General features: G+C 34.0%; 20 protein-coding genes. 7 read left to right on the forward strand and 13 right to left on the reverse strand.

Annotation, left to right across the window (positions count from 1 at the left end; all coding sequences use genetic code 11):
* Nucleotides 1-8: 8 nt before the first annotated feature.
* The 5 genes from IWX84_RS07795 to IWX84_RS07815 all read right to left on the reverse strand — a co-directional run bounded on the left by IWX84_RS07795 (nt 9) and on the right by IWX84_RS07815 (nt 6153).
* Nucleotides 9-710, reverse strand: a complete 702-nt coding sequence (locus IWX84_RS07795; protein WP_196850179.1) for a hypothetical protein — start codon at nt 708-710, stop codon at nt 9-11.
* A 64-nt stretch (nt 711-774) separates the two neighbouring features.
* On the reverse strand, nt 775-2604 hold the full coding sequence (locus tag IWX84_RS07800; RefSeq protein ID WP_196850180.1) for an ABC transporter ATP-binding protein: 1830 nt from the start codon (nt 2602-2604) through the stop codon (nt 775-777).
* Nucleotides 2604-4331 carry a phospho-sugar mutase gene (locus IWX84_RS07805; protein ID WP_196850181.1) on the reverse strand — a complete coding sequence of 576 codons (1728 nt, stop codon included), beginning with the start codon at nt 4329-4331 and terminating at the stop codon, nt 2604-2606. Before IWX84_RS07805 ends, IWX84_RS07800 begins: the two co-directional genes overlap by 1 nt.
* Before the next feature lie 315 nt (nt 4332-4646).
* Nucleotides 4647-5606 (reverse strand): glycosyltransferase family 2 protein, encoded by a 960-nt coding sequence (locus IWX84_RS07810; protein WP_196850182.1) that lies wholly within the window; start codon nt 5604-5606, stop codon nt 4647-4649.
* A 4-nt stretch (nt 5607-5610) separates the two neighbouring features.
* Entirely contained in the window at nt 5611-6153 is a 543-nt protein-coding gene (locus IWX84_RS07815) for a DUF4199 domain-containing protein (RefSeq protein WP_196850183.1), read from the reverse strand.
* A 238-nt stretch (nt 6154-6391) separates the two neighbouring features.
* Here IWX84_RS07815 and IWX84_RS07820 point away from each other — a divergent pair, with 238 nt between their 5' ends.
* From IWX84_RS07820 to IWX84_RS07830, 3 genes are all read left to right on the forward strand, one after another.
* Nucleotides 6392-6643, forward strand: a complete 252-nt coding sequence (locus tag IWX84_RS07820) for a type B 50S ribosomal protein L31 (protein WP_039109118.1) — start codon at nt 6392-6394, stop codon at nt 6641-6643.
* A gap of 172 nt (nt 6644-6815) precedes the next feature.
* Nucleotides 6816-7991: a GlmU family protein gene (locus IWX84_RS07825; protein WP_196850184.1), complete on the forward strand. Its 1176-nt coding sequence runs from the start codon at nt 6816-6818 to the stop codon at nt 7989-7991.
* Nucleotides 7992-8233: 242 nt separating this feature from the next.
* Nucleotides 8234-9868: an ABC-F family ATP-binding cassette domain-containing protein gene (locus IWX84_RS07830; protein ID WP_196850185.1), complete on the forward strand. Its 1635-nt coding sequence runs from the start codon at nt 8234-8236 to the stop codon at nt 9866-9868.
* A 93-nt stretch (nt 9869-9961) separates the two neighbouring features.
* Here the strand turns inward: IWX84_RS07830 and IWX84_RS07835 are convergent, their stop codons facing one another.
* From IWX84_RS07835 to IWX84_RS07855, 5 genes are all read right to left on the reverse strand, one after another.
* Complete coding sequence (locus tag IWX84_RS07835) at nt 9962-11119, reverse strand: ABC transporter permease (RefSeq protein WP_196850186.1); 1158 nt, start codon at nt 11117-11119, stop codon at nt 9962-9964.
* A 3-nt stretch (nt 11120-11122) separates the two neighbouring features.
* Complete coding sequence (locus tag IWX84_RS07840; RefSeq protein ID WP_196850187.1) at nt 11123-12076, reverse strand: HlyD family secretion protein; 954 nt, start codon at nt 12074-12076, stop codon at nt 11123-11125.
* Nucleotides 12077-12088: 12 nt separating this feature from the next.
* Nucleotides 12089-13474, reverse strand: a complete 1386-nt coding sequence (locus IWX84_RS07845; protein ID WP_196850188.1) for a TolC family protein — start codon at nt 13472-13474, stop codon at nt 12089-12091.
* 1 nt (nt 13475) lies between these two features.
* Nucleotides 13476-13922: a MarR family winged helix-turn-helix transcriptional regulator gene (locus IWX84_RS07850; RefSeq protein WP_231385442.1), complete on the reverse strand. Its 447-nt coding sequence runs from the start codon at nt 13920-13922 to the stop codon at nt 13476-13478.
* Between the two features lie 414 nt (nt 13923-14336).
* Nucleotides 14337-14621 (reverse strand): GNAT family N-acetyltransferase, encoded by a 285-nt coding sequence (locus IWX84_RS07855; protein ID WP_196850252.1) that lies wholly within the window; start codon nt 14619-14621, stop codon nt 14337-14339.
* A gap of 514 nt (nt 14622-15135) precedes the next feature.
* Between IWX84_RS07855 and IWX84_RS07860 the strand changes: the two genes are divergently transcribed.
* Both IWX84_RS07860 and IWX84_RS07865 read left to right on the forward strand, forming a co-directional pair.
* Complete coding sequence (locus IWX84_RS07860) at nt 15136-15810, forward strand: alpha/beta hydrolase (RefSeq protein WP_196850189.1); 675 nt, start codon at nt 15136-15138, stop codon at nt 15808-15810.
* Nucleotides 15811-15846: 36 nt separating this feature from the next.
* On the forward strand, nt 15847-16740 hold the full coding sequence (locus tag IWX84_RS07865; protein ID WP_196850190.1) for a lytic transglycosylase domain-containing protein: 894 nt from the start codon (nt 15847-15849) through the stop codon (nt 16738-16740).
* A 51-nt stretch (nt 16741-16791) separates the two neighbouring features.
* On the opposite strand, the gene IWX84_RS07870 is transcribed toward IWX84_RS07865, so the two are convergent.
* The gene (locus IWX84_RS07870; protein WP_196850191.1) at nt 16792-17307 is read right to left on the reverse strand and encodes a DUF2892 domain-containing protein; all 516 of its coding nucleotides are present in this window, start codon (nt 17305-17307) and stop codon (nt 16792-16794) included.
* Nucleotides 17308-17470: 163 nt separating this feature from the next.
* On the opposite strand from IWX84_RS07870, the gene rpmH reads away from it, so the two are divergent.
* Together rpmH and carB are read left to right on the forward strand one after the other, a co-directional pair.
* Nucleotides 17471-17632: a 50S ribosomal protein L34 gene (gene rpmH, locus IWX84_RS07875; protein ID WP_007136275.1), complete on the forward strand. Its 162-nt coding sequence runs from the start codon at nt 17471-17473 to the stop codon at nt 17630-17632.
* Nucleotides 17633-17788: 156 nt separating this feature from the next.
* Nucleotides 17789-20641 carry a carbamoyl-phosphate synthase large subunit gene (gene carB, locus IWX84_RS07880; RefSeq protein WP_196850192.1) on the forward strand — a complete coding sequence of 951 codons (2853 nt, stop codon included), beginning with the start codon at nt 17789-17791 and terminating at the stop codon, nt 20639-20641.
* Nucleotides 20642-20861: 220 nt separating this feature from the next.
* Here the strand turns inward: carB and IWX84_RS07885 are convergent, their stop codons facing one another.
* Nucleotides 20862-22313: an ATP-binding protein gene (locus IWX84_RS07885; protein ID WP_196850193.1), complete on the reverse strand. Its 1452-nt coding sequence runs from the start codon at nt 22311-22313 to the stop codon at nt 20862-20864.
* Nucleotides 22314-22619: 306 nt separating this feature from the next.
* Nucleotides 22620-23513, reverse strand: coding sequence for a dienelactone hydrolase family protein (locus IWX84_RS07890; RefSeq protein WP_196850194.1), 894 nt, complete (start codon nt 23511-23513; stop codon nt 22620-22622).

Here is a 23513-nt window from a genome sequence, read left to right on the forward strand (position 1 = left end):
TTCAAATATTAAATTAAGATATCACTCTCCAAGTCTGATTTTTCGATGGTAAAATCGAATCCAAGTTGTTTTACCAATTGAATAACAAGATTCTTATACCAGTTTTCAGATTTTGGATGGATATAGATTTTTTCGATTAATTGGTTGATGTCAATATTGATTTTTAAACCCTCATTAATTTTGATGTTGTTTTCGGCGATATCTGTAATAATCCGAACTTCACGCTCATATTGAAAACTTTTTCGTTTAAATAGGAATGGAAAAAACATATCATCAAACGGAATATACTCCTTTTTGTAATCGATATAATTGACTTCACCAATGTACTGATCAAAATTTGTTTCGGGATTAAGCGCATTTTGAAGTCTTCCAATCGTAGATTGAATTGCTAAACCCTCACTGTTTTGAGTGAATATCTGCCACATCGCAAAGGATTCATATTCATTGATGTGCCAGCTGCTGATAGCCACTTTTTCCCGATGACTTTTATAATAATTCAAAAAGTCAGGATTGTCAATGGAAAGTTTCCTGATTTCTTCGAATGTGGGTTCGCTAAAAGTGCCTTCGTATTGATCCTCAAATTTATCAGAGCGCGACATGAATAATTTCTCAGACATCAATAAATCCAAAAATTTTGACAAATCGAGGTATTTCCAAACTATTGTATTTGGATCTTCGGGTAGCTTTATATTTGGATTATTGAGGAACATTTTATTTAATTAAAAAATTAAAAGAGTGAGAAATCTTAAATCAAAAATCTGCAATCTTAAATCATCATTCAAAAGATTGCAGGGTTACTAATTTATTATACGTACCATTCAATGCAATTAGTTCATCATGTTTGCCTTGTTCCACAATTTTTCCTTTTTGCATTACCACAATTAAATCTGCTTTTTGAATTGTCGAAAGACGGTGCGCAATAACAATGGAAGTTCTGTTTTGCATCATGTTTTCCAACGCTACTTGTACAAATTTTTCGCTTTCAGTGTCCAATGCTGATGTGGCTTCATCCAAAATCATGATTGGTGGATTTTTCAAAACCGCACGAGCAATCGATAACCTTTGTTTTTGTCCTCCGGAAAGTTTGTTTCCGCTGTCGCCAATATTAGTATGAATTCCTTTTGGAAAATCTTTAACGAATTCATAGGCATTGGCAATTTTCAAGGCTTCGATGATTTCCTCATCCGTTGAGTTTTGTTTTCCTAATGAAATGTTGGCTTTTATAGTGTCATTAAATAAAATACTGTCTTGTGTTACTAATCCCATCAAATCTCGAAGAGCGTGCAGGTTCATGTCTTTTATATCTATTCCATCGATACTTATTGTTCCTTCATTTACATCATAAAAACGAGTCAGTAAATTGGCAATGGTACTTTTTCCACTTCCAGATTGACCTACAAGTGCAACAGTTTGTCCTTTTTTAACTTCCAATGAAAAATGCTTTAACACATTCTCATCTTCGTATTTAAAGTTGATATCTTTGATAACGATGCTGGTGTCAAAAGTATTTTTTTCAATGGCATTTTCTTTTGAAGTGATTTCATTTTCAACTTCCAAAACTTCAAAAACACGTTCCGCAGCGGCTAAACCATTTTTCACTGCATAAGAGGCTTTAGAAATGGCTTTGGCAGGGGTAAGAATATTGAAAGCCAATGTTAGATAAACGATAAAAGCAGCTCCTTCAAGGGTTTTGTCTATAAGTACTAAATTCCCTCCATACCAAAGCAAGGCGGCAATGGTCGCAATTCCTAGAAACTCACTTAATGGCGTTGCCAAATTATTTTTGTCGCCTATACTGTTTGATAGATTCAACAAACGAGTAACTGAATCGTTAAATCTTGCTTTGAAATTAGTTTCTGCATTGTAACTTTTTATAACTTTCAAACCGCCTAAACTTTCATCTACGATGGAAATAAGGAAGCCGCTTTCTCTTTGTGCTTCCATAGATTTTTCCCTTAAATTCTTAGCTATTTTTGAAATGATTAAGCCAGAAATCGGAATGAAAACTAAAACAAATAAGGTTAGTTTTACGCTGATAAAAAACATGGTAACTATCGCAAAAACTATAGTTAAAGGTTCTTTTACGACTAGTTCCAAAACGGAAAAAAAAGAGTTTTGGACTTCATTGACATCGCCAAGCATACGAGCCATAATATCCCCTTTTCTTTTTTCGGAATAATAGGATATGGGCAATTCAATTATTTTGTTATACATTGACTTTCGTAAATCTCGTAAAACCCCATTTTTGAGGTGCATGATATGATGCGAGGCCAGATAATTGAATAAATTTTTGAACAAAAAAGTGATAATAACCAAAGAAACCACTAATAAAAGCGCATACTGAGGACTATTGTCTTTAGTTAATTCTGAAATTTTGTAATACAAAAAATCAGTTGCAAATTCTTTTATATTGCCAATTCCCGAGTATATAGGCTCTTTCTCTACTATTTTGGTTTTGCCAAAAAGGACCTGCAGTACAGGCAGTAGTGTTAACATGGAAATGGTACTAAATAAGGCGTACAAAATGTTGTATACCACATTCCAAATGATGTGAGTTTTATACGGTTTTGTAAAGGGAATTAATTTTATTAAATTTTTGTCCATTAGTTCAATTGCATTGCAATAATAATATTTTTTATTTTCTCGTTCAAAACGCTTTCCACTTCCTTGAAATCTTCCACAGAATCCAATTCGGTATTTACACTGATGTAAAATTTAATTTTTGGCTCGGTGCCGCTTGGTCTGGCACAAATTTTAGAACCATCTTCCGTGTAATAAATTAAAACATTCGATTTTGGAATATCCATTTTGGTTTCTGAACCGTCCAATAAATTCTTAGCCACAGAGGATTGATAATCTTCCAGCATAATTACTCTTTGTCCGTTAATTTCTTTCAATGGATTTTCTCTCATGTCAATCATCATCTGATTGATTTCCTGCAAACCATCCATTCCTTTTTTGGTCAATGAAACTAAATGTTCTTTGTAGAATCCGTTATCAACATATAATTTAAGCAATTCTTTATAAACAGTGCTTCCTTTTGCTTTTGCCTGAGCGGCAACTTCACAAATCAATAAAGTAGCGGCAACTGCGTCTTTATCACGAACCGCATCGCCTACCATATATCCAAAACTTTCTTCGCCACCACCAATGAATTCCAACTCCGGGAAATCCTTAATCATTTTGGCAATCCATTTAAACCCGGTTAATCCTACTTTACATTCTACGTCGTAATTCGTGGCTAATTCCATCATCATTGGAGTAGAAACGATGGTAGAACCCACAAATTGTTTTCCGTTAATTTTTCCCGCTTTTTTCCATTGTTCCAGTAAAAAAGCAGTCATCAAAATCATCGTTTGGTTTCCGTTCAACAAAGTCATTTGTCCTTCGTTATTTCGAACAGCAACACCCAAACGATCGCAATCAGGATCTGTCCCAATAACAATATCCGAATTCATTTTGTCAGCCAATGCTGTTGCCATTGACAATGCTTCCGGTTCTTCAGGGTTTGGAGATTTTACCGTTGGGAAATCACCATTTGGAACTCTTTGTTCTTCAACAATATGCACATTCGTGTACCCAGCTTGCGCTAAAGTATCAGGAACTAAAGTGATAGAAGTTCCGTGCAAAGAAGTGAAAACAATGTTTAGATTTTCTTTGGCTTCAGCCGAAGTATCAAAACTTGCATTTGCAATCGAGGATTTTATAAACGCTTTGTCAATATCGGTATCAATATAATGTATCAAATCTTCATTGGCAGAAAACTTGATTTCATTGTAATTTAAATGTTCAATGGTATCAATAATGGCTTCGTCTTCCGGAGGAACAATTTGCCCACCATCTTCCCAATACACTTTGTAACCATTGTATTCAGGCGGATTGTGAGAAGCAGTAAGTACAATTCCGGCTTGACAACCTAAATGTTTAACGGCAAATGACAACTCGGGCGTAGGTCTCAAATCCGAAAACAGATAAACCGCAATCCCATTTGCAGTAAAAACATCAGCAACTACTTTTGCCAAGGATTTACTATTATGACGACAGTCGTAAGCGATTGCCACCTTTAATTCTTTATTTGGAAAAACTTTGTGCATGTAATTTGAAAGACCTTGCGTGCTTTTTCCAAGCGTATATTTATTGATTCGATTGTTCCCAACGCCCATAACACCGCGCATTCCGCCGGTTCCAAATTCTAGATTTTTATAAAAACTTTCTTCCAGTTCTGCAGGAGAAGTGGTCATCAATTCTTTGATAGCTATATGAGTTTCATTATCAAATGTTGGTGTAAGCCATTCGTTTACTGCGTCCAAAATGTTTTGTTTGATATCCATTTTATAGATTTTTTTAGTTTCTAAATTTTTACTTTAAAATTTCAAAATAGTTATCTTGTTTAACAATTTTGATGTTTTTTAGGAGCTGTTTCCTGCTTTGCGTTTCAATCTTTTTCTCGGTAAAAACCTCAAAAAAGGATTTCCACTGCAAATAAAATTCACTGAACTCCTATTGAAATAAAAGCTATGTGAAGTAATCAGGGCTAGCGATTTGTTGTAACGAAAAAATATTTTATTTATATTTCGATTCTTGCCCGAGTAATCTTTGTGAATCAATCTGCAAGAACTATAAATATATGCCTTATTTCTTGAGGATTATAAAAAATTCACCTCACTAGAAACTTTGTATCGCTCCTCATTGTTTTTTGTTCGCAAAATTATCTCGCCAAGAAATCCTGCCAAAAATAATTGAGTCCCTAAAACCATAGTGGTAAGCGCAATATAAAACCAAGGATTGCTGGTTACTAAATTATAGCGCATATCATTATACATATGGTATAGTTTTGAAATGCCAATATATCCTGCAAGCATAAAACCAATGATAAACATCAAAGAACCCATGGCACCAAATAAGTGCATCGGTCTTTTTCCAAAACGGGAAAGAAACCAAATAGTAATTAAATCAAGAAAACCATTGATGAAACGTTCCATTCCAAATTTAGTTTCACCATATTTTCTCGCTTGGTGCTGTACTACTTTTTCGCCTATTTTTCCAAAACCAGCATTTTTTGCCAAAACTGGAATGTATCGGTGCATTTCACCCGATACTTCAATGTTTTTTACCACAACATTTTTATAAGCTTTGAGTCCGCAATTAAAATCATTCAATTCCACACCCGAGGTTTTTCTCGCTGCCCAATTGAACAATTTAGAAGGCAGGTTTTTCGCAACCACAGAATCGTAGCGTTTCTTTTTCCATCCGGAAACCAAATCAAATTTGCCATTGACAATCATTTCATATAATCCAGGAATCTCTTCCGGACTATCCTGCAAATCGGCATCCATGGTGATGATAACATCGCCTTTTGCTTTTGCAAAACCAGCATGTAAAGCCTGTGACTTTCCGAAATTTTTCATGAAACGAACCCCTTTAACTTGTGGGTTTTCTTGAGCAAATCCTTCGATAATATTCCAGGAATCATCCGTGCTTCCATCATCTAGGAAGATAATTTCATAAGTGTAATTATTCACCTGCATCACTTTTATGATCCATGTGTACAATTCTTTAAGCGATTCCTCTTCGTTGAGAAGCGGTATGAGTATTGATAAATTCATTAATTTAGAAGCTTTGAGGATTTTCGTTTTTTAGAATTGCACCAATAATTAGTGAATAAATTAAACCAAAGAAAGAATACATCGCTATGGTAACTGGAAAAACAAATAGAGGGTTCATGAATTTTTTCATCAAAGAAATCCCGCTTTCTAATTGCTCGGCAGTCATTGATGGGTTTTGTTGTAGCATGGCTTCTTTTGTAATACTTGCCATTTCGTTTATAAAATCAGGAAATATAAGATTAAAAATTACGTTGAAGAGCGCATAGATAATTCCAGCTATAAAAGTGATTGAAACCCCAGTTTTTAGACATTCGCTAAAAGAAATAAAACCATTATTTATATTTTTCTTGTAATTATTGCATCCTATATATATAAATAGGATTGGCAATATTAAATAATTAGCAAGATTTACAATCAATCCTACACTTGTTCCAACTAATGATTTCATTCCGATTATATACATAATCACGAATTCTAAAATCATAACTACACCAAACAAAACTCCATATAAAATTCCGGATTTTGCCGGCGATATATTATTTTCCATAAAGACTTTATTAATTAATCCACAAATATAACAATTCCCAATATATAGCGGTATAAAAATCGCTTTTTACAATTATATAAAAAAAGTCAGGCAAAGATTTGATTATTGGAAAAAAATTGTAAATTTGCAAACTCAAAATAATAATGTAAAACAAAAAGTTATAATGAGTTTATACCTTTTCTGTTAGAGGAAAAGCTTCAAGACAAGTTATAATTAACAAATAAAAAAGATTAACAAGATGAAAAAAGGAATTCACCCAGAAAATTACAGATTAGTTGCATTTAAAGACATGTCAAATGACGAAGTTTTTATTACTAAATCTACTGCAGATACAAGAGAAACATTAACAGTTGACGGTGTTGAATACCCAGTTGTGAAAATGGAGATCTCTAGAACTTCTCACCCTTTTTACACAGGTAAATCTAAACTTATTGATACTGCAGGACGTATTGATAAATTCAAAACTAAATACGCTAAACACGTTAAATAATTTTAACTCGTTTTTTAAAATATTGCCTTCCTCCCGAAACTTCGGGATGAAGGCTTTTTTATTTTTATCTACTTGAAAACTTTGTAACTTTGTTGCCAATAGTATTAAAACGGTAACTAGTTTAAATTAATTTCGATTCAACAAATAACCGAATCAACAAATAAACAATTTTATGAATTATATCCTTTTTGACGGACCTTCTAGAAATGCACTTTTACCTTTTACTTTCACGCGTCCTGTTGCTGATATTCTAATTGGAATTATGACGATTCGTCAAAAATGGGAAATGCGTTTAGGTTCTACTACAACTACATTGACAGAGGAATATTTATCCGAAAAATTTCCAATGGTAGAATTAGAAGAAAATGTAATGATAAATGCTTCCTTTCTTCCTAATGATGTTTTGGTGGAAATGGTGAGTAATCTGGAACCGAATCAGGCTATTTTCAAAGGAGATGAAGTAATTGCTTTTTATACCAATGATGAGCAGGAAGAAGTAGATTTTGATACTTATGAAATTTTAGAATATCAAGACGAATGTTTAAAGGTAGAAAATACTTGGGATATTTTTTCCAAGAATGATGCGGCAATTCGAGAAGATTATGAATATTTAACAGAAGATAGAAGATCACAGCCCATCCCAAAAAGTGTCAACGTCATCGCTCCCGAAAATATATTTGTTGAAGAAGGAGCAAAATTAGAATTCGTTACTTTAAATGCTTCTGCGGGTCCTATATATATAGGTAGAGATTCCGAAATCATGGAAGGTTCTGTAATTCGAGGTCCTTTTGCCTTGTGCGACAATGCCGTCGTAAAAATGGCTAGTAAAGTTTACGGAGCAACAACTGTAGGTCCGCATTCCAGAATTGGTGGTGAAGTAAATAATTCAGTGCTGTTTGGGTATTCTAATAAAGGACATGATGGATTTTTAGGTAATTCTGTTCTTGGCGAATGGTGTAACATTGGTGCGGACAGTAATAATTCGAACTTGAAAAATAACTACGAAGAAGTGAAATTGTGGAGTTATGAAACCGAAGGATTCGCTAAAACGGGACTTCAGTTTTGTGGATTAATGATGGGAGACCATAGTAAATGCGGTATCAACACGATGTTCAATACCGGAACAGTGGTAGGAGTGAGCGCGAATATTTTTGGAAGTGGATTTCCCCGTAATTTTGTGCCGAGTTTTTCTTGGGGCGGAGCTTCGGGTTTTACGACATATATAACTAAAAAAGCTTTTGAAACGGCTCGATTAGTAATGAGCCGCAGAAACGTTGACTTTGATGAAAGAGAAGCTGCCATTTTGGAACATGTTTTTGAGGAATCAAAAAAATGGAGAAAAGAATAGCAGTAGGATTTAAAATGAATTTCTAAACAATCCGCACCATTTTGTCATTTCGACAAAGGAGAAATCTAACTAGGGATTTCTCCTTTGTCGAAATGACAATTTTAGTTTTATAGATTCCTAAAAACTTTCTAATCTGCAAATTGTCTAATTATGTATTTAAACTATCTTTGCAACTTCAAAAAAAGGTTTAATTGTATAATGAGAACTTTAAACTTTTAAACCTTAAACTTTAAATAAAAATAATGATTACAGTTAACGATATATCCGTGCAATTTGGTGGAACAACGCTTTTTAGTGATGTTTCTTTTGCCATAAATGAGAATGATAAAATTGCCCTTATGGGTAAAAATGGAGCAGGGAAATCAACACTTCTTAAAATTATTGCAGGTCAAAGCAAACCCTCAACAGGTAATATTTCGGCACCAAAAGATGCTGTTGTAGCTTATTTGCCTCAGCATTTATTGACTACTGATGGCGCAACGGTGATGGAAGAAACTTCGAAGGCCTTTGGTGAAATTTTTGGTATGAAAGCGGAGATTGATGAAATCAATGAACAATTGACTATTCGTACGGATTATGAAAGTGATGCGTACATGAAGTTAATCGAAAGAGTTTCCGATTTAAGCGAGAAATTCTACGCGATTGAGGAAGTGAATTACGAGGCCGAAGTTGAGAAAATATTAGTTGGTTTGGGTTTTGTACGGGAAGATTTTAATCGTCAAACTACGGAATTTTCAGGAGGTTGGAGAATGCGAATTGAACTGGCCAAAATCCTTTTGCAAAAGCCAGATTTGATTTTGCTGGATGAACCTACCAACCACATGGATATTGAAAGTATTCAATGGTTAGAGGATTTCTTGATTAATTCAGCCAAAGCGGTTGTGGTTATTTCTCACGATAGAGCTTTTGTCGATAATATTACCAATCGTACGATTGAAGTGACAATGGGAAGAATCTACGATTACAAAGCAAAGTATTCTCATTATTTGGAACTTAGAAAAGACAGACGTATTCATCAGCAAAAAGCATACGATGAACAACAGCGGATGATTGCCGATAATAGAACTTTTATAGACCGTTTTAAAGGGACATTTTCTAAAACAGATGCCGTTCAATCTCGAGTTAAGATGTTAGAGAAACTGGTTATAGTGCAGGTTGACGAAGTAGATACATCGGCATTAAAATTAAAATTTCCTCCTGCTGTTCGTTCGGGACAATACCCTGTAATTGTTAAAGATTTGTCTAAATCATACGGAGATCATGTTGTTTTCAAGGATGCCAATATCGTTATTGAAAGAGGCGAAAAAGTAGCTTTCGTAGGTAAAAATGGGGAAGGAAAATCGACGATGATTAAAGCAATCATGAAAGAGATTGAAATTAATGGTGGTAGTTTAGAAATTGGACACAATGCACAAATTGGTTATTTTGCCCAAAATCAAGCCTCGCTATTAAATGAAAATGCCACTATTTTTGAAACGATTGATGATATTGCTGTTGGAGATGTTCGAACAAAAATCAAAGATATTTTGGGAGCTTTTATGTTTCAAGGTGATGATGTGACTAAAAAAGTAAAAGTGCTTTCAGGTGGAGAAAAAACACGTTTGGCAATGATAAAATTATTGTTGGAACCCGTGAATTTATTGATTTTGGATGAGCCTTCAAATCATTTGGATATGAAAACCAAAGATATTATCAAAGATGCCTTGCGTGATTTTGACGGAACTTTAATACTAGTTTCTCACGATAGAGATTTCCTTGATGGATTGGCTACAAAAGTTTTTGAATTTGGAAACAAAAGAGTAGTGGAACATTTTGAAGATATTACCGGTTTCTTGGCTCACAAGAAAATGGATAGCATGAAAGAGATCGAGAAATAGTGTTCAGATAACAGATTTCTGATAACCGTTTGTAGATATACAAAAAGGCATAAGTGAATTCTTATGCCTTTTGTGTTTCATAAAGTAGGATAATTAAACTTCCTTTAGTATGTCTTTTCGCTTGAAATATAGAGCGATATAGGCCAAAATACCACAAACTAAACCTATCACAATCATATTCCAAATAGATCCATAAGTTTGTGAAAGTGTACCATTTTCGATAATTAAAATCCGGAAAGCTTTCAAGAAATGGGTTAACGGAATGCAATTGGCTATGCCTTGGACCCAAACTGGCATTTGACTTAATGGCCATGTAAAACCACTTAAAATAAAACTAGGTGTAGCAATTACCATTAAAATCTCGGTTGCTTTTAGCTGGTTCGGAACTAGAATGCTGACTAAAATTCCGATGAAGCAAACAGAAATTACAAATATTCCTGCCACAAACGTAAGCGGAAGCAGATTGTCATAGAAAGGAATCCTGAACCATAAAGTAAATAACCAATATAATAGCCACAGTCCGAAACTCATAATCAAATAGGGAATAATTTTCACGCTCATTAATTTTAGTAACGAGGGGCATTTTTCAACTAATTCTTTGAAGGTGTCATTCTCATATTCTGACGCAAAAGCCAACGCTAAGCCCAGTAATAAAACTTGTTGCAAAACAGCTGCTAATACGCCAGGCCAAAGAAAATACATGTAGTTCGTGCTTCGATTGTACTTTTTTATGAATGTTGTTTTAAACGGTTCGTATTGTGTTGCAACCAAATTTTCCGGTATTCCTTGTTTGCGCAGTGTTTCAATTTGGACTCCAGCTTTTAATGTTCCTAAGCAAACTTGCAAAGCCGTAGAAGCATAATTGGCAGTTAAAACATTTGAGGTATTTACGATCGTAACAATTTCAGGATATTTTTTTGTCAACACCATTTTTTCGAATCCCTTTGGAATAATCACCACGCATGCCGCTTCTTTTTCTATGGCGATTTGGGAAAGATTATTTTGGTCGTATAGTAATGAAGTGATATTAAGTACTTCATTATCGTCAAACATTTGCAGTGCTTTTGAGCTCATTTCGGTGCGATCTTCATCGACCACAATAATAGGCAAATCGGTTACTTTTCCCTTGCCATAAACATAGCCTAACAAAATACCATAAAGCAATGGTGCTCCAATAAAAAGCAATCGTAGTACTTTATTCTGCCAAAAGAGTTTGAATTCTCTTTTGAGAAGTGACAGGAAGTTTTGCATAATTTATAGGGATAAAGTTACTGTGGTTTTTGTAATCAGGTCTTTTGCTTCTTCGCCATTCGAAGGGGTTATTTTTATTTCAAACAAACTTTCCTGCATTTCATAATCAGGATAAGCAGTTGCAATATTTCCGTAAGCTCCTAATTGTTTTACGGTGGTGACAATTCCTTTTATATCTTTCTTTTTATAGGGAACATGAACTGTTATTTCCTGCCCTTTTTTTACTTTATCCAATTGGCTTTCCACAACGGTAAAACGGAAGTAAATACTATCAGTTATATATCCGTTAAATAAGGTATAACCCGGTAATGCCAGCTCTCCTAAGTTTAGAGTAATGGTTTCGATACTCATATCTTGGGGAGCAATAATGTAGCGCTCTTTGTCAGCAGTTTCTACTTCCTGCAATGCGCCAATAGCCTTGTCTTGTTGGCCAAGAGCCATCGTTTGCTGCTCGATTCGTCCGCCTTTTTTTGCTTCGTCTAATTCTGCTTGCACAGCTGAATATTGTGCCTGTGCTCCTTGATATTTCGCAAATGTTTCATCGTAGGTTTGTTGTGAAACCAAGGAATCTTTGAGCATATTACTTAATCGTTTTATAGATTTTTGCGCAAATTCATATTGTTCTTTCAGACCTTGTTTTTTGGCTTCAAGTTGTTTGATCTGGTTTACAGTTGCTCCTTTTACAGCCATATTGTACTGTGCTTTTGCAGAAGTAACTGCGCCTTCTGCCTGATTTTTTTTTGCGTCAACTTCCGGAATATCAAGGATGGCAAGTGTATCTCCTTTTTTTACCAAATCGCCTTCTTTTACAAATATTTTTAGAATTTTCCCAGGAATCTTACTGACGACTGCAATTTGTTCCTTTTCTACCTTTCCTTGAATTTGACCCTCGTTTTTTGATTTTCCACAACCAATAAATAAAGTTGAGATTGCCACTAAAGTGATAATTTTTTTCATAGCTTCTTGCTTTTAATTTGAAATATGTTTTGCTAATTCACCTGTTGCTATAATGGTTTCAATAGCTGCTAATCGCTGCTCTATTAGTGTGTTTATTTTGTTTAACGACGCCTTATAAGAATCATTTTCGGCTTCTAAACGCTCAGAGATATTTATCAGGCCTTCATTATATTGTTTTATGGCTAAGTTCAAATTGTTACTGGCGATTTTCTCTTGTTGTGATGCTATTTCTATTTTTTGATTCAAAACAGTATAGTTTACTAGGTTGTTTTCCAGAAGCAATTGTAATTTTTCTTTGGTATCATCAATTTGGTTTTGTACTTGTTCAATATTTATCTTGGCTTCATGCACTTTGTGTTTTCTCTCAAAGCCGGCAAATACTTCCCATTTCATTCCTGCTCCAATCATCCAGTTTGGACTTATTGTCAATTCATTTAGCCCTAAATACAGCGCTGCATTTATGCCGGTGATTATAGGAGTTGTCGTATTCGCGTTAAATAAACTGGAGTGGGTTACTCCTCCAAAAGCGCCTAAAGTGGGTAGATAAGTACCTTTTTCTTTCTTTAACAAATATTCGTACGCCAATTTGAATGATTCTAAGGCTTTGATTTCCTGTTTGTTTTCCGTACTTAATTTTTCATCCGTAATCAAATAAGGAACCAAATTATATTGAACATTATTTATTTCAGAATCCGTATAGCCGGTAAGATAGCGGATTTTTCTATAGACTAATTTGCGTTTTCCTTCCAACTCAATTCTTTTTGAGCCCAATTCTAATGAAGCTAATTTTATTTTATCTCTGTCATAAGGAATAGCAAGACCTTGTTCGATAGCTTTTGAAACTCTTTTGGTTTCCGTTTGCAATCTTTTATCACTGTCATTTATAAGTTTTTCCACTTCATTTAATAAAGCAATTTGGTCAAAAGCATTAATGACATCTTTTATGATGACGTCTTTTTCTGATTCTTTGAGGTATTCCGTTCCTATGGCTTTTTGTTTCAGCGCCTTGGCACCGTTAGGAATTTGCATGCCGCTAAATAGAACGGTTTTTGCCATCAAACTTCCATTAAAAATGTTTCCATAGTTATCGAAAGTTGATTTGCCTTCAAACAGTGGATTATTAACGATGGGGACAGTCGTAGCGGGAAGATCTATCGTAGTTTTATTATCATAATAAGAATAAATAGCACTCGCTTCAACAGTTGGGATGTATTTATTCCAAACGCTCTTTTCCTGAAGGTTTAGTTTTTCGATTTCGAGTTCTTTATTCTTGATAGAACTGTTCTTTTCAATTGCTTTTTGAACTGCTTCTTGTAAGGATTTTGAAACTTCTATTTGAGCATAACTGGTCGCAATTGAAGATAGCAGAAGGATGGAAAGGGCTAAATATTTTTTCATGTTATTTTTTTGTTTCTAAATTATCATAAATCTGTTGAAAAGTCTCTTTTACTATTTGAAGCCTTTCGGGTTCAATGTCTTTTACTGCCTCTTTAAGAGTTTGATTGACTACGGTTAATACTTCTTTTTCAATTGATTTTCCCTTGGGTGTGAGAAAAATTAATTTCAATCGTTTGTCATTGGTATCAGGATGTCGTTCTACTAGGTTTTCTTTTTCTAAATTATCAATTAAGCGAGTTATCCCAGGTTTATCTGTGGAGGTTTGATTTGCTAAGGTTTGTTGTGTACAACCGTCATTTTTCCATAAAACGCCCAAAATTGTCCATTGTTCTCTAGTTAATAGGATATTATTTTTTCTAAAATTAGCCAGTAATGCTCTATTGAAAGCAGAGTGAGTTCTTCCTGATAAAATAGTATACAGATTTTCAATAGAAAAAATAGTTTCCATAATAAGGTTGTTTAAACAACTACAAAGGTATTGAGATTTTCTTTATAATTGTTGGTTTTATGTTTTTTATTTTAAATGAACAACTGAATTAGACTTTAAAGGTCTAATTTCATTGAATCATCCTGAATTTTTAACAGGGTTATTCATGTAACTAGTGGTTTATCAGTACGATTCTATTTCAAAGAGGTATGGTTACGTATTCTGATTTCAATTACAAAAGTTTTGAAGTATTTAATAAACAATTTAAGTACATAAATATTTCTTGAATAATTGTGTAATTTTTTGCATATCCAATCAGGCCGACTAGGCAGCAAGGTTTATCGTTGGTTAAAAGGAAGTAACAAAATGTGTTATTGATTTTGTTTTATGCATTTTAAAAAAAAGCGACTGTATTTTAGGATACAGTCGCTTTTTTTATAGTCTTATTCCAGGAGGTAGTAGCTCTTTATAAACAGGGTTTTTTTTGAAAAATACTACTATTTTAGGAAGAATTGGAACGACTTTAAATTTTCGTTCAATGGCAATTCCCATAATGTTTTTGAGGAAATTGGTGATGAATTCTTCGTCTTCAAATGAATCAGGAGTGTTGATTTTTGTTAAAAATATCTTTTTTTCCTGAAAAGAATATTCCACTGACACTAATCCTTCTTCTACTGTAGTTTCAAATTGTCTTGCAAAAGCATTGTCTTTAATTTCCATCGTCATATCCGTTTCCATATATTAATTGTGATTTATTGGTGTTTCTACCATAATTATTTAATCTGTAAGGCATCTTTTGCATTTAAACCCTGGTATAAAATCAAGTTGTCTTTAGCCAAGAAAAGATTTACTTTGTTGTGAGTACTGGATATTTAATATGAAGTATTGGTGTTGCTTTCGAAAATTTTTAAATAAAAACATTTTGCGATAAGCCCAAAGTAATTTATTTTTTTAAAACCTTTCTTTAAAGAATCTTTACAAAGGTATTGATTTGATTTTCAATATCAAATGATTTTGAGGCGTATCTTGACGTAACTCCTTCTTTGTCAGTAAATTTCAATAGTCGCGGCATTAAGTTAACCAAAATCAGTTTTGCGTTTTAACTGAGTTTTATAGTCATAAATTATTGATAATATAAAGTGAAAATTCAAACAGGTTTGAATAAAAAAATTAATTTTATAAAAAAATCTAGATAGTAAATTGGAATGCTGTTATAAAATCGTTAAAAGCTATTATGAGTAAAATACCTGTTTATTTAATGCCAGGATTAGCGGCCAGTACTGCAATTTTTGAGCGAATTGTTCTTCCGTCAGCTACTTTTGAGGTTCATCTGTTGGAGTGGGAAATTCCGTTGAATAACGAATCTTTAGCCGATTATGCCAAGAGAATTGCACAGAAAATAAAACAACCGAATCCAGTTTTAATTGGAGTTTCGTTTGGCGGTATTCTAGTCCAGGAAATGGCTCGCTATATTGAGGCCAGAAAAGTAATTATTATTTCGAGTGTAAAAAGTAACTTGGAATTTCCTAGAAGATTGAAAATAGCCAAAACTACGAAAGCGTACAAACTGATTCCGATGAGTTTGCTTTTAAACATAGAGAATTTGGCTAAGTTTTCTTTTGGTGAAAAAATCAATAAGAGGTTGAAGTTGTACGAAAAATTTCTTTCGGTTCGTGATATAGTTTATTTGGAATGGGCGGTTGAAAAAGTTATTCTTTGGGATAGAATCATTGTTGATGAGAATGTAATTCATATACATGGCGATATGGATGATGTTTTTCCAATAAAATATATTAAGAATTGCATCGTTGTAAAAGGCGGTACCCATGTCATGATTTTGAATAAATACAAGTGGTTGAATGAAAATTTACCTGCTATTATTTTAGATTCAAAAAAGTATACGGACTGATTATTGTAAGGTTATAAAAAGATAAAAAAAGAAAAGATGATATTGATAAAAAAAATTGGAATAATTAGCACTGTGATTTTTGCGAGTGGACTATTAATTTTTGCAACGACATATGATTCAAAAGATAAAATCAATAAACAAGGAATTTCTAATTACTTTCCTGAGAAACTTGACTTTGCCGGTGAAGAAACACCTTTGAAATTGTCGGATGTTAGAGAGCGTCTCGATAGAGAATTGCTGATAAATATCAATTCGCAAGCATCGACTATTCTGAATATAAAAAGAGCCAATCGTGCTTTTCCAGTTATTGAACCGATTCTCAAAAAAAATGGTATTCCGGATGATTTTAAATATTTGGCAGTTATAGAAAGTGGTTTGGTTAACGCCGTTTCTCCCGCAGGAGCGCGAGGAGTGTGGCAATTTATGCCAGAAACAGCCAAAGAGAAAGGAATGGAAGTTACGGATAATGTTGATGAGCGCTATCATCTTGAAAAATCGACAGAAGCAGCTTGTAGCTATTTTTTGAAAGCCAAAGCGAAATTTGGAAGTTGGACAATGGCTGCGGCTTCTTATAACGGAGGAATGACCGGTGTGCAAAAGCAAATTGATATTCAAAAAGTAACTAACTATTATGATTTACTTCTTACGGAGGAAACGTCGCGATATGTTTTTAGGATTCTTACTTTGAAAGAAATAATGAAAAACCCTGTAAAATATGGATTCACAGTACTTCCTGGGGAGATGTATGAAATTTTGCCTACCAAAAAAATTGAAATCGACAGTTCAATAACGGATTTGGCTGCTTTTGCAAAAGAACAAGGAATTAACTACAAGATTTTGAAATTGCACAATCCTTGGCTAAGAGAAAATAAATTACTAAACGATACCGGTAAAAAATATCAAATAGAAATTCCGTCGAAAGGGTATTGATTTGAAGTTAAAAAAAAGGGCCAAATGTATATCATTTGGCCCTTTTAAAAATTATATTTTTTTCATCTGATCTTTCATCATTGTGATTTGATCTTTCAACATATTCTGCTTGTCTAATTTTTTGGCTTCATTCAGTAGAGTAGTCGCTTCGAGCTTTCTTCGGCGCGTCATGGCAACTCCGGCTAAATTTAATTTGGCTACAGCCAAGTCCATATCCATTGATAATCCCAATTCAATTGCTTTTTTGAAATATTTTTCTGCTTGATTGATATTTGTTTGCGAAAGCATGATTCCGTGCAAGTAATTAAAGTATCCCTGTTGTTTTTGTACTAAAGCAGTTTCGGGATTTTTGATGTATGCTAGCCATTTTTTGGCGCCCTCAAAATCCTGTTTTCTTAATTTTAAGAAGGCAAGTAAGATAAATTCGTTTTTGAAGTAAAGAAAAATAGGAATTGCACTCAATAATATAAGGAATATACCGTTGCCGATATTTCCATCTGTAATTTGCCAAATCCCTGTCGCTATTATTAATCCAGCGATAATAAGTTTAATATTTCTGTGAAACATAGTGTGATTATTTTAAGATCACAAATATAGTAAAATGAATTGAAAATATTTTTACAAAACTGCTTGCGAGAAAAAAAAGTCTTTGTATATTTGCACTCGGTTTTAGAATAACAGTTATTCGAAATAGGAAGACATATAAATAAGATTTTAAAGATACAAAGCAATGAGCAAAAGAACGTTTCAACCATCGAAAAGAAAAAGAAGAAATAAGCACGGATTTATGGACAGAATGGCTTCTGCAAATGGAAGAAAAGTTCTAGCGCGTAGAAGAGCTAAAGGAAGACATAAATTGACTGTTTCTTGTGAACCAAGACACAAAAAATAATGTTTTTATAAACATAAATAAGGCGTTACTTTCTTTAGTATCGCCTTTTTTTATACCTAGTCGTTAAAAAAAAATTAAGGCTCGGATTTAAAGTCTTAAAGTTGAGTAACTTTAATCTTTGAAAAAAATAACTACACAACACAATACAACACTACAATGCCAAAAGATACATCCATAAAATCAGTTTTAATAATAGGTTCAGGTCCTATTGTTATTGGTCAAGCATGTGAATTTGATTATGCGGGATCACAATCTGCTCGTTCTATCCGTGAGGAAGGAATTGAAGTTATCCTAATCAATTCCAATCCGGCAACCATTATGACCGACCCATCCATGGCCGATCATATTTACTTGAAACCCCTAACTACTAAATCAATCATTGAAATTCTTAAAGCACATCCTCAAATCGATGCTGTTTTGCCTACAATGGGTGGACAAACGGCGCTGAACTTGTGTCTTGAAGCAGATGAAAAAGGAATTTGGGCTGATTTTGGAGTAAAATTAATCGGGGTTGATGTAAACGCAATTAATATTACCGAAGATAGAGAGCAGTTCAAACAATTGCTAAAAAAGATAGGTGTTCCATCTGCACCGGCTGAAATATGTACTTCTTACCTTAGAGGAAAAGAAATAGCGCAGGAATTTGGTTTTCCATTAGTAATACGTCCTTCGTTTACGCTTGGTGGTACCGGAGCTGCTATTGTGTATAAAAAGGAAGATTTTGACGAACTTTTAACCAGAGGTTTAGAAGCATCACCTATTCATGAGGTGTTGATTGACAAGGCTTTAATGGGTTGGAAGGAATATGAGTTGGAACTTTTGAGAGATAAAAACGATAATGTTGTGATTATCTGTTCTATCGAAAATATGGATCCAATGGGAATTCATACTGGAGATTCCATTACGGTTGCTCCGGCAATGACGTTATCCGATACGACTTTCCAAAGAATGCGTGATTATGCCATTTTGATGATGCGCAGCATCGGAAATTTTGCAGGAGGTTGTAATGTGCAGTTTGCTGTTTCGCCTGACGAGAAAGAAGATATTGTAGCGATTGAAATCAATCCTCGTGTTTCTCGTTCATCAGCCTTGGCATCAAAAGCAACGGGTTATCCTATTGCAAAGATTGCGTCAAAATTAGCGTTAGGTTACAACTTAGATGAATTGCAAAATCAAATTACCAAATCAACTTCGGCTTTATTCGAACCAACTTTGGATTATGTGATTGTAAAAATTCCACGTTGGAACTTTGATAAATTTGAAGGAGCTGACAGAACGTTAGGACTTCAAATGAAATCCGTTGGTGAAGTAATGGGAATTGGACGTTCGTTCCAGGAAGCTTTGCATAAAGCCACTCAATCATTGGAAATCAAAAGAAATGGTTTAGGTGCGGACGGAAAAGGATATAAAAATTACGAACAAATTATCGAGAAACTGACTTTTGCAAGTTGGGATCGTGTTTTTGTGATTTATGATGCAATCGCTCTTGGAATTCCATTGAGCCGTATTCATGAAATCACTAAAATCGATATGTGGTTCTTAAAACAATACGAAGAACTTTATACATTAGAAAAAGAAATTTCAAACTATAAAGTAGATTCTTTACCAAGAGAATTGTTATTGGAAGCGAAACAAAAAGGTTTTGCCGACAGACAAATTGCGCACATGATGGGTTGTTTAGAAAGCCAAGTGCATACGCTGCGAACTACAATGAACATCAATCGTGTGTTCAAATTAGTGGATACTTGTGCTGCTGAGTTCAAAGCGAAAACGCCCTATTACTATTCGACTTTTGAAGCTGAAATAGAAAAAGCGGACGGAACACGTTACGTGGACAACGAAAGTATTGTTACTGATAAAAAGAAAATAATTGTTCTTGGGTCAGGCCCAAATAGAATTGGACAAGGAATCGAATTTGATTACTCTTGTGTGCATGGTGTGCTTGCCGCCAAAGAATGTGGTTACGAAACCATCATGATCAACTGTAATCCAGAAACGGTTTCGACTGATTTTGATACAGCTGATAAATTGTATTTTGAACCGGTTTTCTGGGAACATATTTACGATATTATCCAACATGAAAAACCAGAAGGGGTTATCGTGCAATTAGGAGGACAAACAGCCTTGAAGTTAGCCGAAAAACTATCTAAATACGGTATTAAAATTATAGGAACGAGCTTTGATGCTTTGGATTTAGCCGAAGACAGAGGACGTTTCTCTGAGTTGTTAACCGAATTGAAAATTCCTTTCCCACAATTTGGAATTGCCGAAACTGCTGACGAAGCTTCTGCTTTAGCTGACACGTTGGACTTTCCTTTATTGATTCGTCCTTCTTATGTGTTGGGTGGTCAGGGAATGAAAATTGTAATCAACAAGCAAGAACTGGAAGAGCACGTGATCAATTTATTGAAAACGATTCCAGGGAATAAATTGCTTTTAGACCATTATTTGGATGGTGCGATTGAAGCCGAAGCCGATGCGATTTGCGATGGAGAAAATGTGTACATCATAGGAATTATGGAACATATCGAACCATGCGGAGTGCATTCTGGAGACAGTAACGCGACTTTACCACCATTTAACTTGGGTGAATTTGTGATGCAACAAATAAAAGACCATACCAAGAATATTGCGTTGGCTTTGAGAACCGTTGGTTTAATCAACATTCAGTTTGCGATAAAAGATGATATTGTTTATATTATTGAAGCAAATCCTAGAGCGTCTCGTACGGTTCCATTTATTGCAAAAGCTTACGGAGAACCATATGTGAACTATGCGACTAAAGTAATGTTAGGTCACAATAAAGTAACTGATTTTACCTTCAACCCACAATTGAAAGGATTTGCCATCAAGCAACCGGTTTTCTCTTTCAGCAAATTCCATAATGTGAACAAAGCATTAGGACCAGAAATGAAATCAACAGGAGAAAGTATCTTGTTTATTGATGACTTAAAAGACGATCAATTCTACGAATTGTACTCTAGAAGAAAAATGTATTTGAGTAAATAAAAACTTGAATTATTGATATTGAAAAAGCCCCGTTTGGGGCTTTTTTTGTGGGAAAGTGTTTTGTGTTAATGGCTCGTTATTGTTATTGCAAAGTCGGAGACATTTGCCTCAACGAATTCTAGATTTTGGCAATAGTTTAATATGTCAAATAAAAAATTGTTGAATTTCAGTTGTTTGTGTTTTTAAAGTCATCAATTATCAAATAACCATCAAATAAGAATTATGCCCAAAAAGGCACGTATTTTTTATATTTTCTTGAATTGCTTTCGGGATCATCTTCTTTGATAATTTTTGCAAGTAAAGCTTCTTTTATAATTCTAGACGCTATCGCAGCATTTTTATCTTCAATTTTAAATCTATCTCTTAGTGATTGGTTAGTCATTTTATCATTTGAAACATATCTCAAACAACAATGTTGATAACAAGCTCTTACTTTATCTTTTTTATCCATTTGATTTAGAGTTTTATAAGAATACATAATTACTCTGGTATGCTTCTCTTGAATAAGTATTTCTGGAGCAGGAAGTTGATAAATTTCATTATAAGATATTACTTTATCAATTCCACTTCCTTTTTCTTCACATATTCCTAATCTTCTCATTAAATCTGCAAGGGTATCGTTTCTAGACTGGTATTCATCAATAAACCTCTCTGGAGTAATTAACGGAATTCCGGGATTTGTAATTTCTATCCTATCTGAGAATATTTCAACCATAGGAAATCCTTTTTCTTCAAAATCTTGGTGGATTATTGCATTAGCTAATAATTCTCTCACAGCAATTTCTGGATACATTCTTTTATCATCTCGAAATGCTTTACCTATTTCTTCATTTGCTGGTAGTTGACTATTTACCCAATCAATTAATCCTTGATAACCTGATACATATCCTTTGCCTCCAATTTGCTCACGAATTGTTTCAATCTTATTATTGTTTTTGTAAACTATTACTCTGATTGCTTTTCTTTTTAAATCAGGGAAGTCTTCTAAGTTTTTAGCGAATAAAATGGCACCTAAATTTGTAATTGAGTATTTAGTAGTTTTCTTAATGATTAAGTTTTCTGAAATGAATTTATCGATTACTCCTTTTCTATTAGATGGATAAGGAAGTTTCAGTAAATCAAAATAAGTTTGAGTATCAAGTAAAGAAATGATTGTATCGTCATCAACATTTTCTTTAGCTAATTGCAACTCGAATTTATCTTTGGTTTTTCTATTCCAAATTTTCGCTTCTTTTTCTGGAAAATCTTTAAGTAACCTAGTATAACTACCAATCCTGATATAAGCTTGATTAAGGAACTTGACGGGACGATTAATAGACGCAGGAATAACAAACATACTAATTCTGATATTCTCTGAATAAAAAAATTCATAAGTTTTAAAATCAATACGAGGATCTAGACGTTGAATTATCCAATTTTCAAGTTCCTCTTTTCCTTGAGTTGCCGATTTTACTTTAAATGTTGTTCCCTTAATTGTATGGGTTTTGTCTTCGACTCCAAAAATTAAAAACCCATTTTGTTTATTATTTAAACAAGCACCATTTGCTAAGGCTGAAATTCTTTCTCCTATTTCTTCATTAGAATGAAAGTTCAACTTGAATTCAACCCATTCGGTTTCTTGAGAAAAGGTTACAAGCTCTTTTATTAATGATTTTAATTCGATTTCTTCCATATTGTCAAATAAGTGTCAAATAAGAAACCCTTTAATATAGGGCTTTGTTTACTGATCAGATGTAAATATACATTTTTTAATCAAATAAGATATTGCATTTTTCTCGATTTTAAAATCATTATTAACATAAAAAACAACTCCTACATCAACTCCTATAATTTTTCAAGTTAACTATAAAACTATTTGTATAAAAAAAACTGATTAAATTTCCCTAAGTTAATATTTATAGATTATTTCTTTGAAATAGCCTCTAATGAAATAAAAAATGCCCCAATCTAGGAACTTTTACATATCAAAATACTGAACTTATTTCTTCTTCAATTTCACCTTGAAAAAATCAATAGTTCTTGTCCATGATAAAGTGGCGGCTTTTTCATCGTATCTCGGCGTGGTATTGTTATGAAAACCATGATTCACTCCGGGATAGAAATAAGCAGTATGTTTTACTTTGTTCTTTTTAAGGATCGCTTCAAAAGCAGGCCAACCTTCATTTACTCTGCTGTCTAAACTGGCATAGTGTGCTAGGATAGGCGTTTTTATTTTCTCGGCCTCGGCTGCTGTGGGTTGTCCGCCGTAATAAGGAACTGCGGCACACAAATCTGGGATTTTGACCGCCATCATATTGGCAATCCAACCGCCAAAACAAAATCCTACCACACCAATATGTCCATTACAATCTTTGTGTGATTTTAGGTATTCATAAGCTGCAATAAAGTCTTCGAGCATTTCTTCACGGGTACGTTTTTTTTGTAATTCTCTTCCCGCATCATCATTTCCAGGATAACCGCCCAAAGGAGATAACGCATCGGGTGCCAAAGTAATGAATCCTTCCACGGCGGCTCTTCGTCCTACATCTTCAATATAAGGGTTCAGTCCGCGGTTTTCATGTACTACTATGATTCCCGGCAGTTTCTTTTTGGTTCCCGTGGGTTGAGATAAAAGTCCTTTGATTTTTCCTCCGCCTTTGGGAGAATCGTACGTGATGTATTCTGATTTCAGCCTTGGGTCTTCTGGCTTGATTAATATAGAATCAACGTAATTGGGTGTCATAAAACTAAGAAGCGAAGGAAGCGTGAGCGTTCCCACCGCAAACAACGATAATTTCTGTACGAACTGTCTCCTATCCAGTTTATTATGAGCGTAGTCATCGTATAAGTCAAATACTTCTTGACTGATGTCTTCTTTGGTTAGTTTTTTCAT

The organism is Flavobacterium sp. CG_9.10 (assembly GCF_015752245.1).
Taxonomy (GTDB): domain Bacteria; phylum Bacteroidota; class Bacteroidia; order Flavobacteriales; family Flavobacteriaceae; genus Flavobacterium.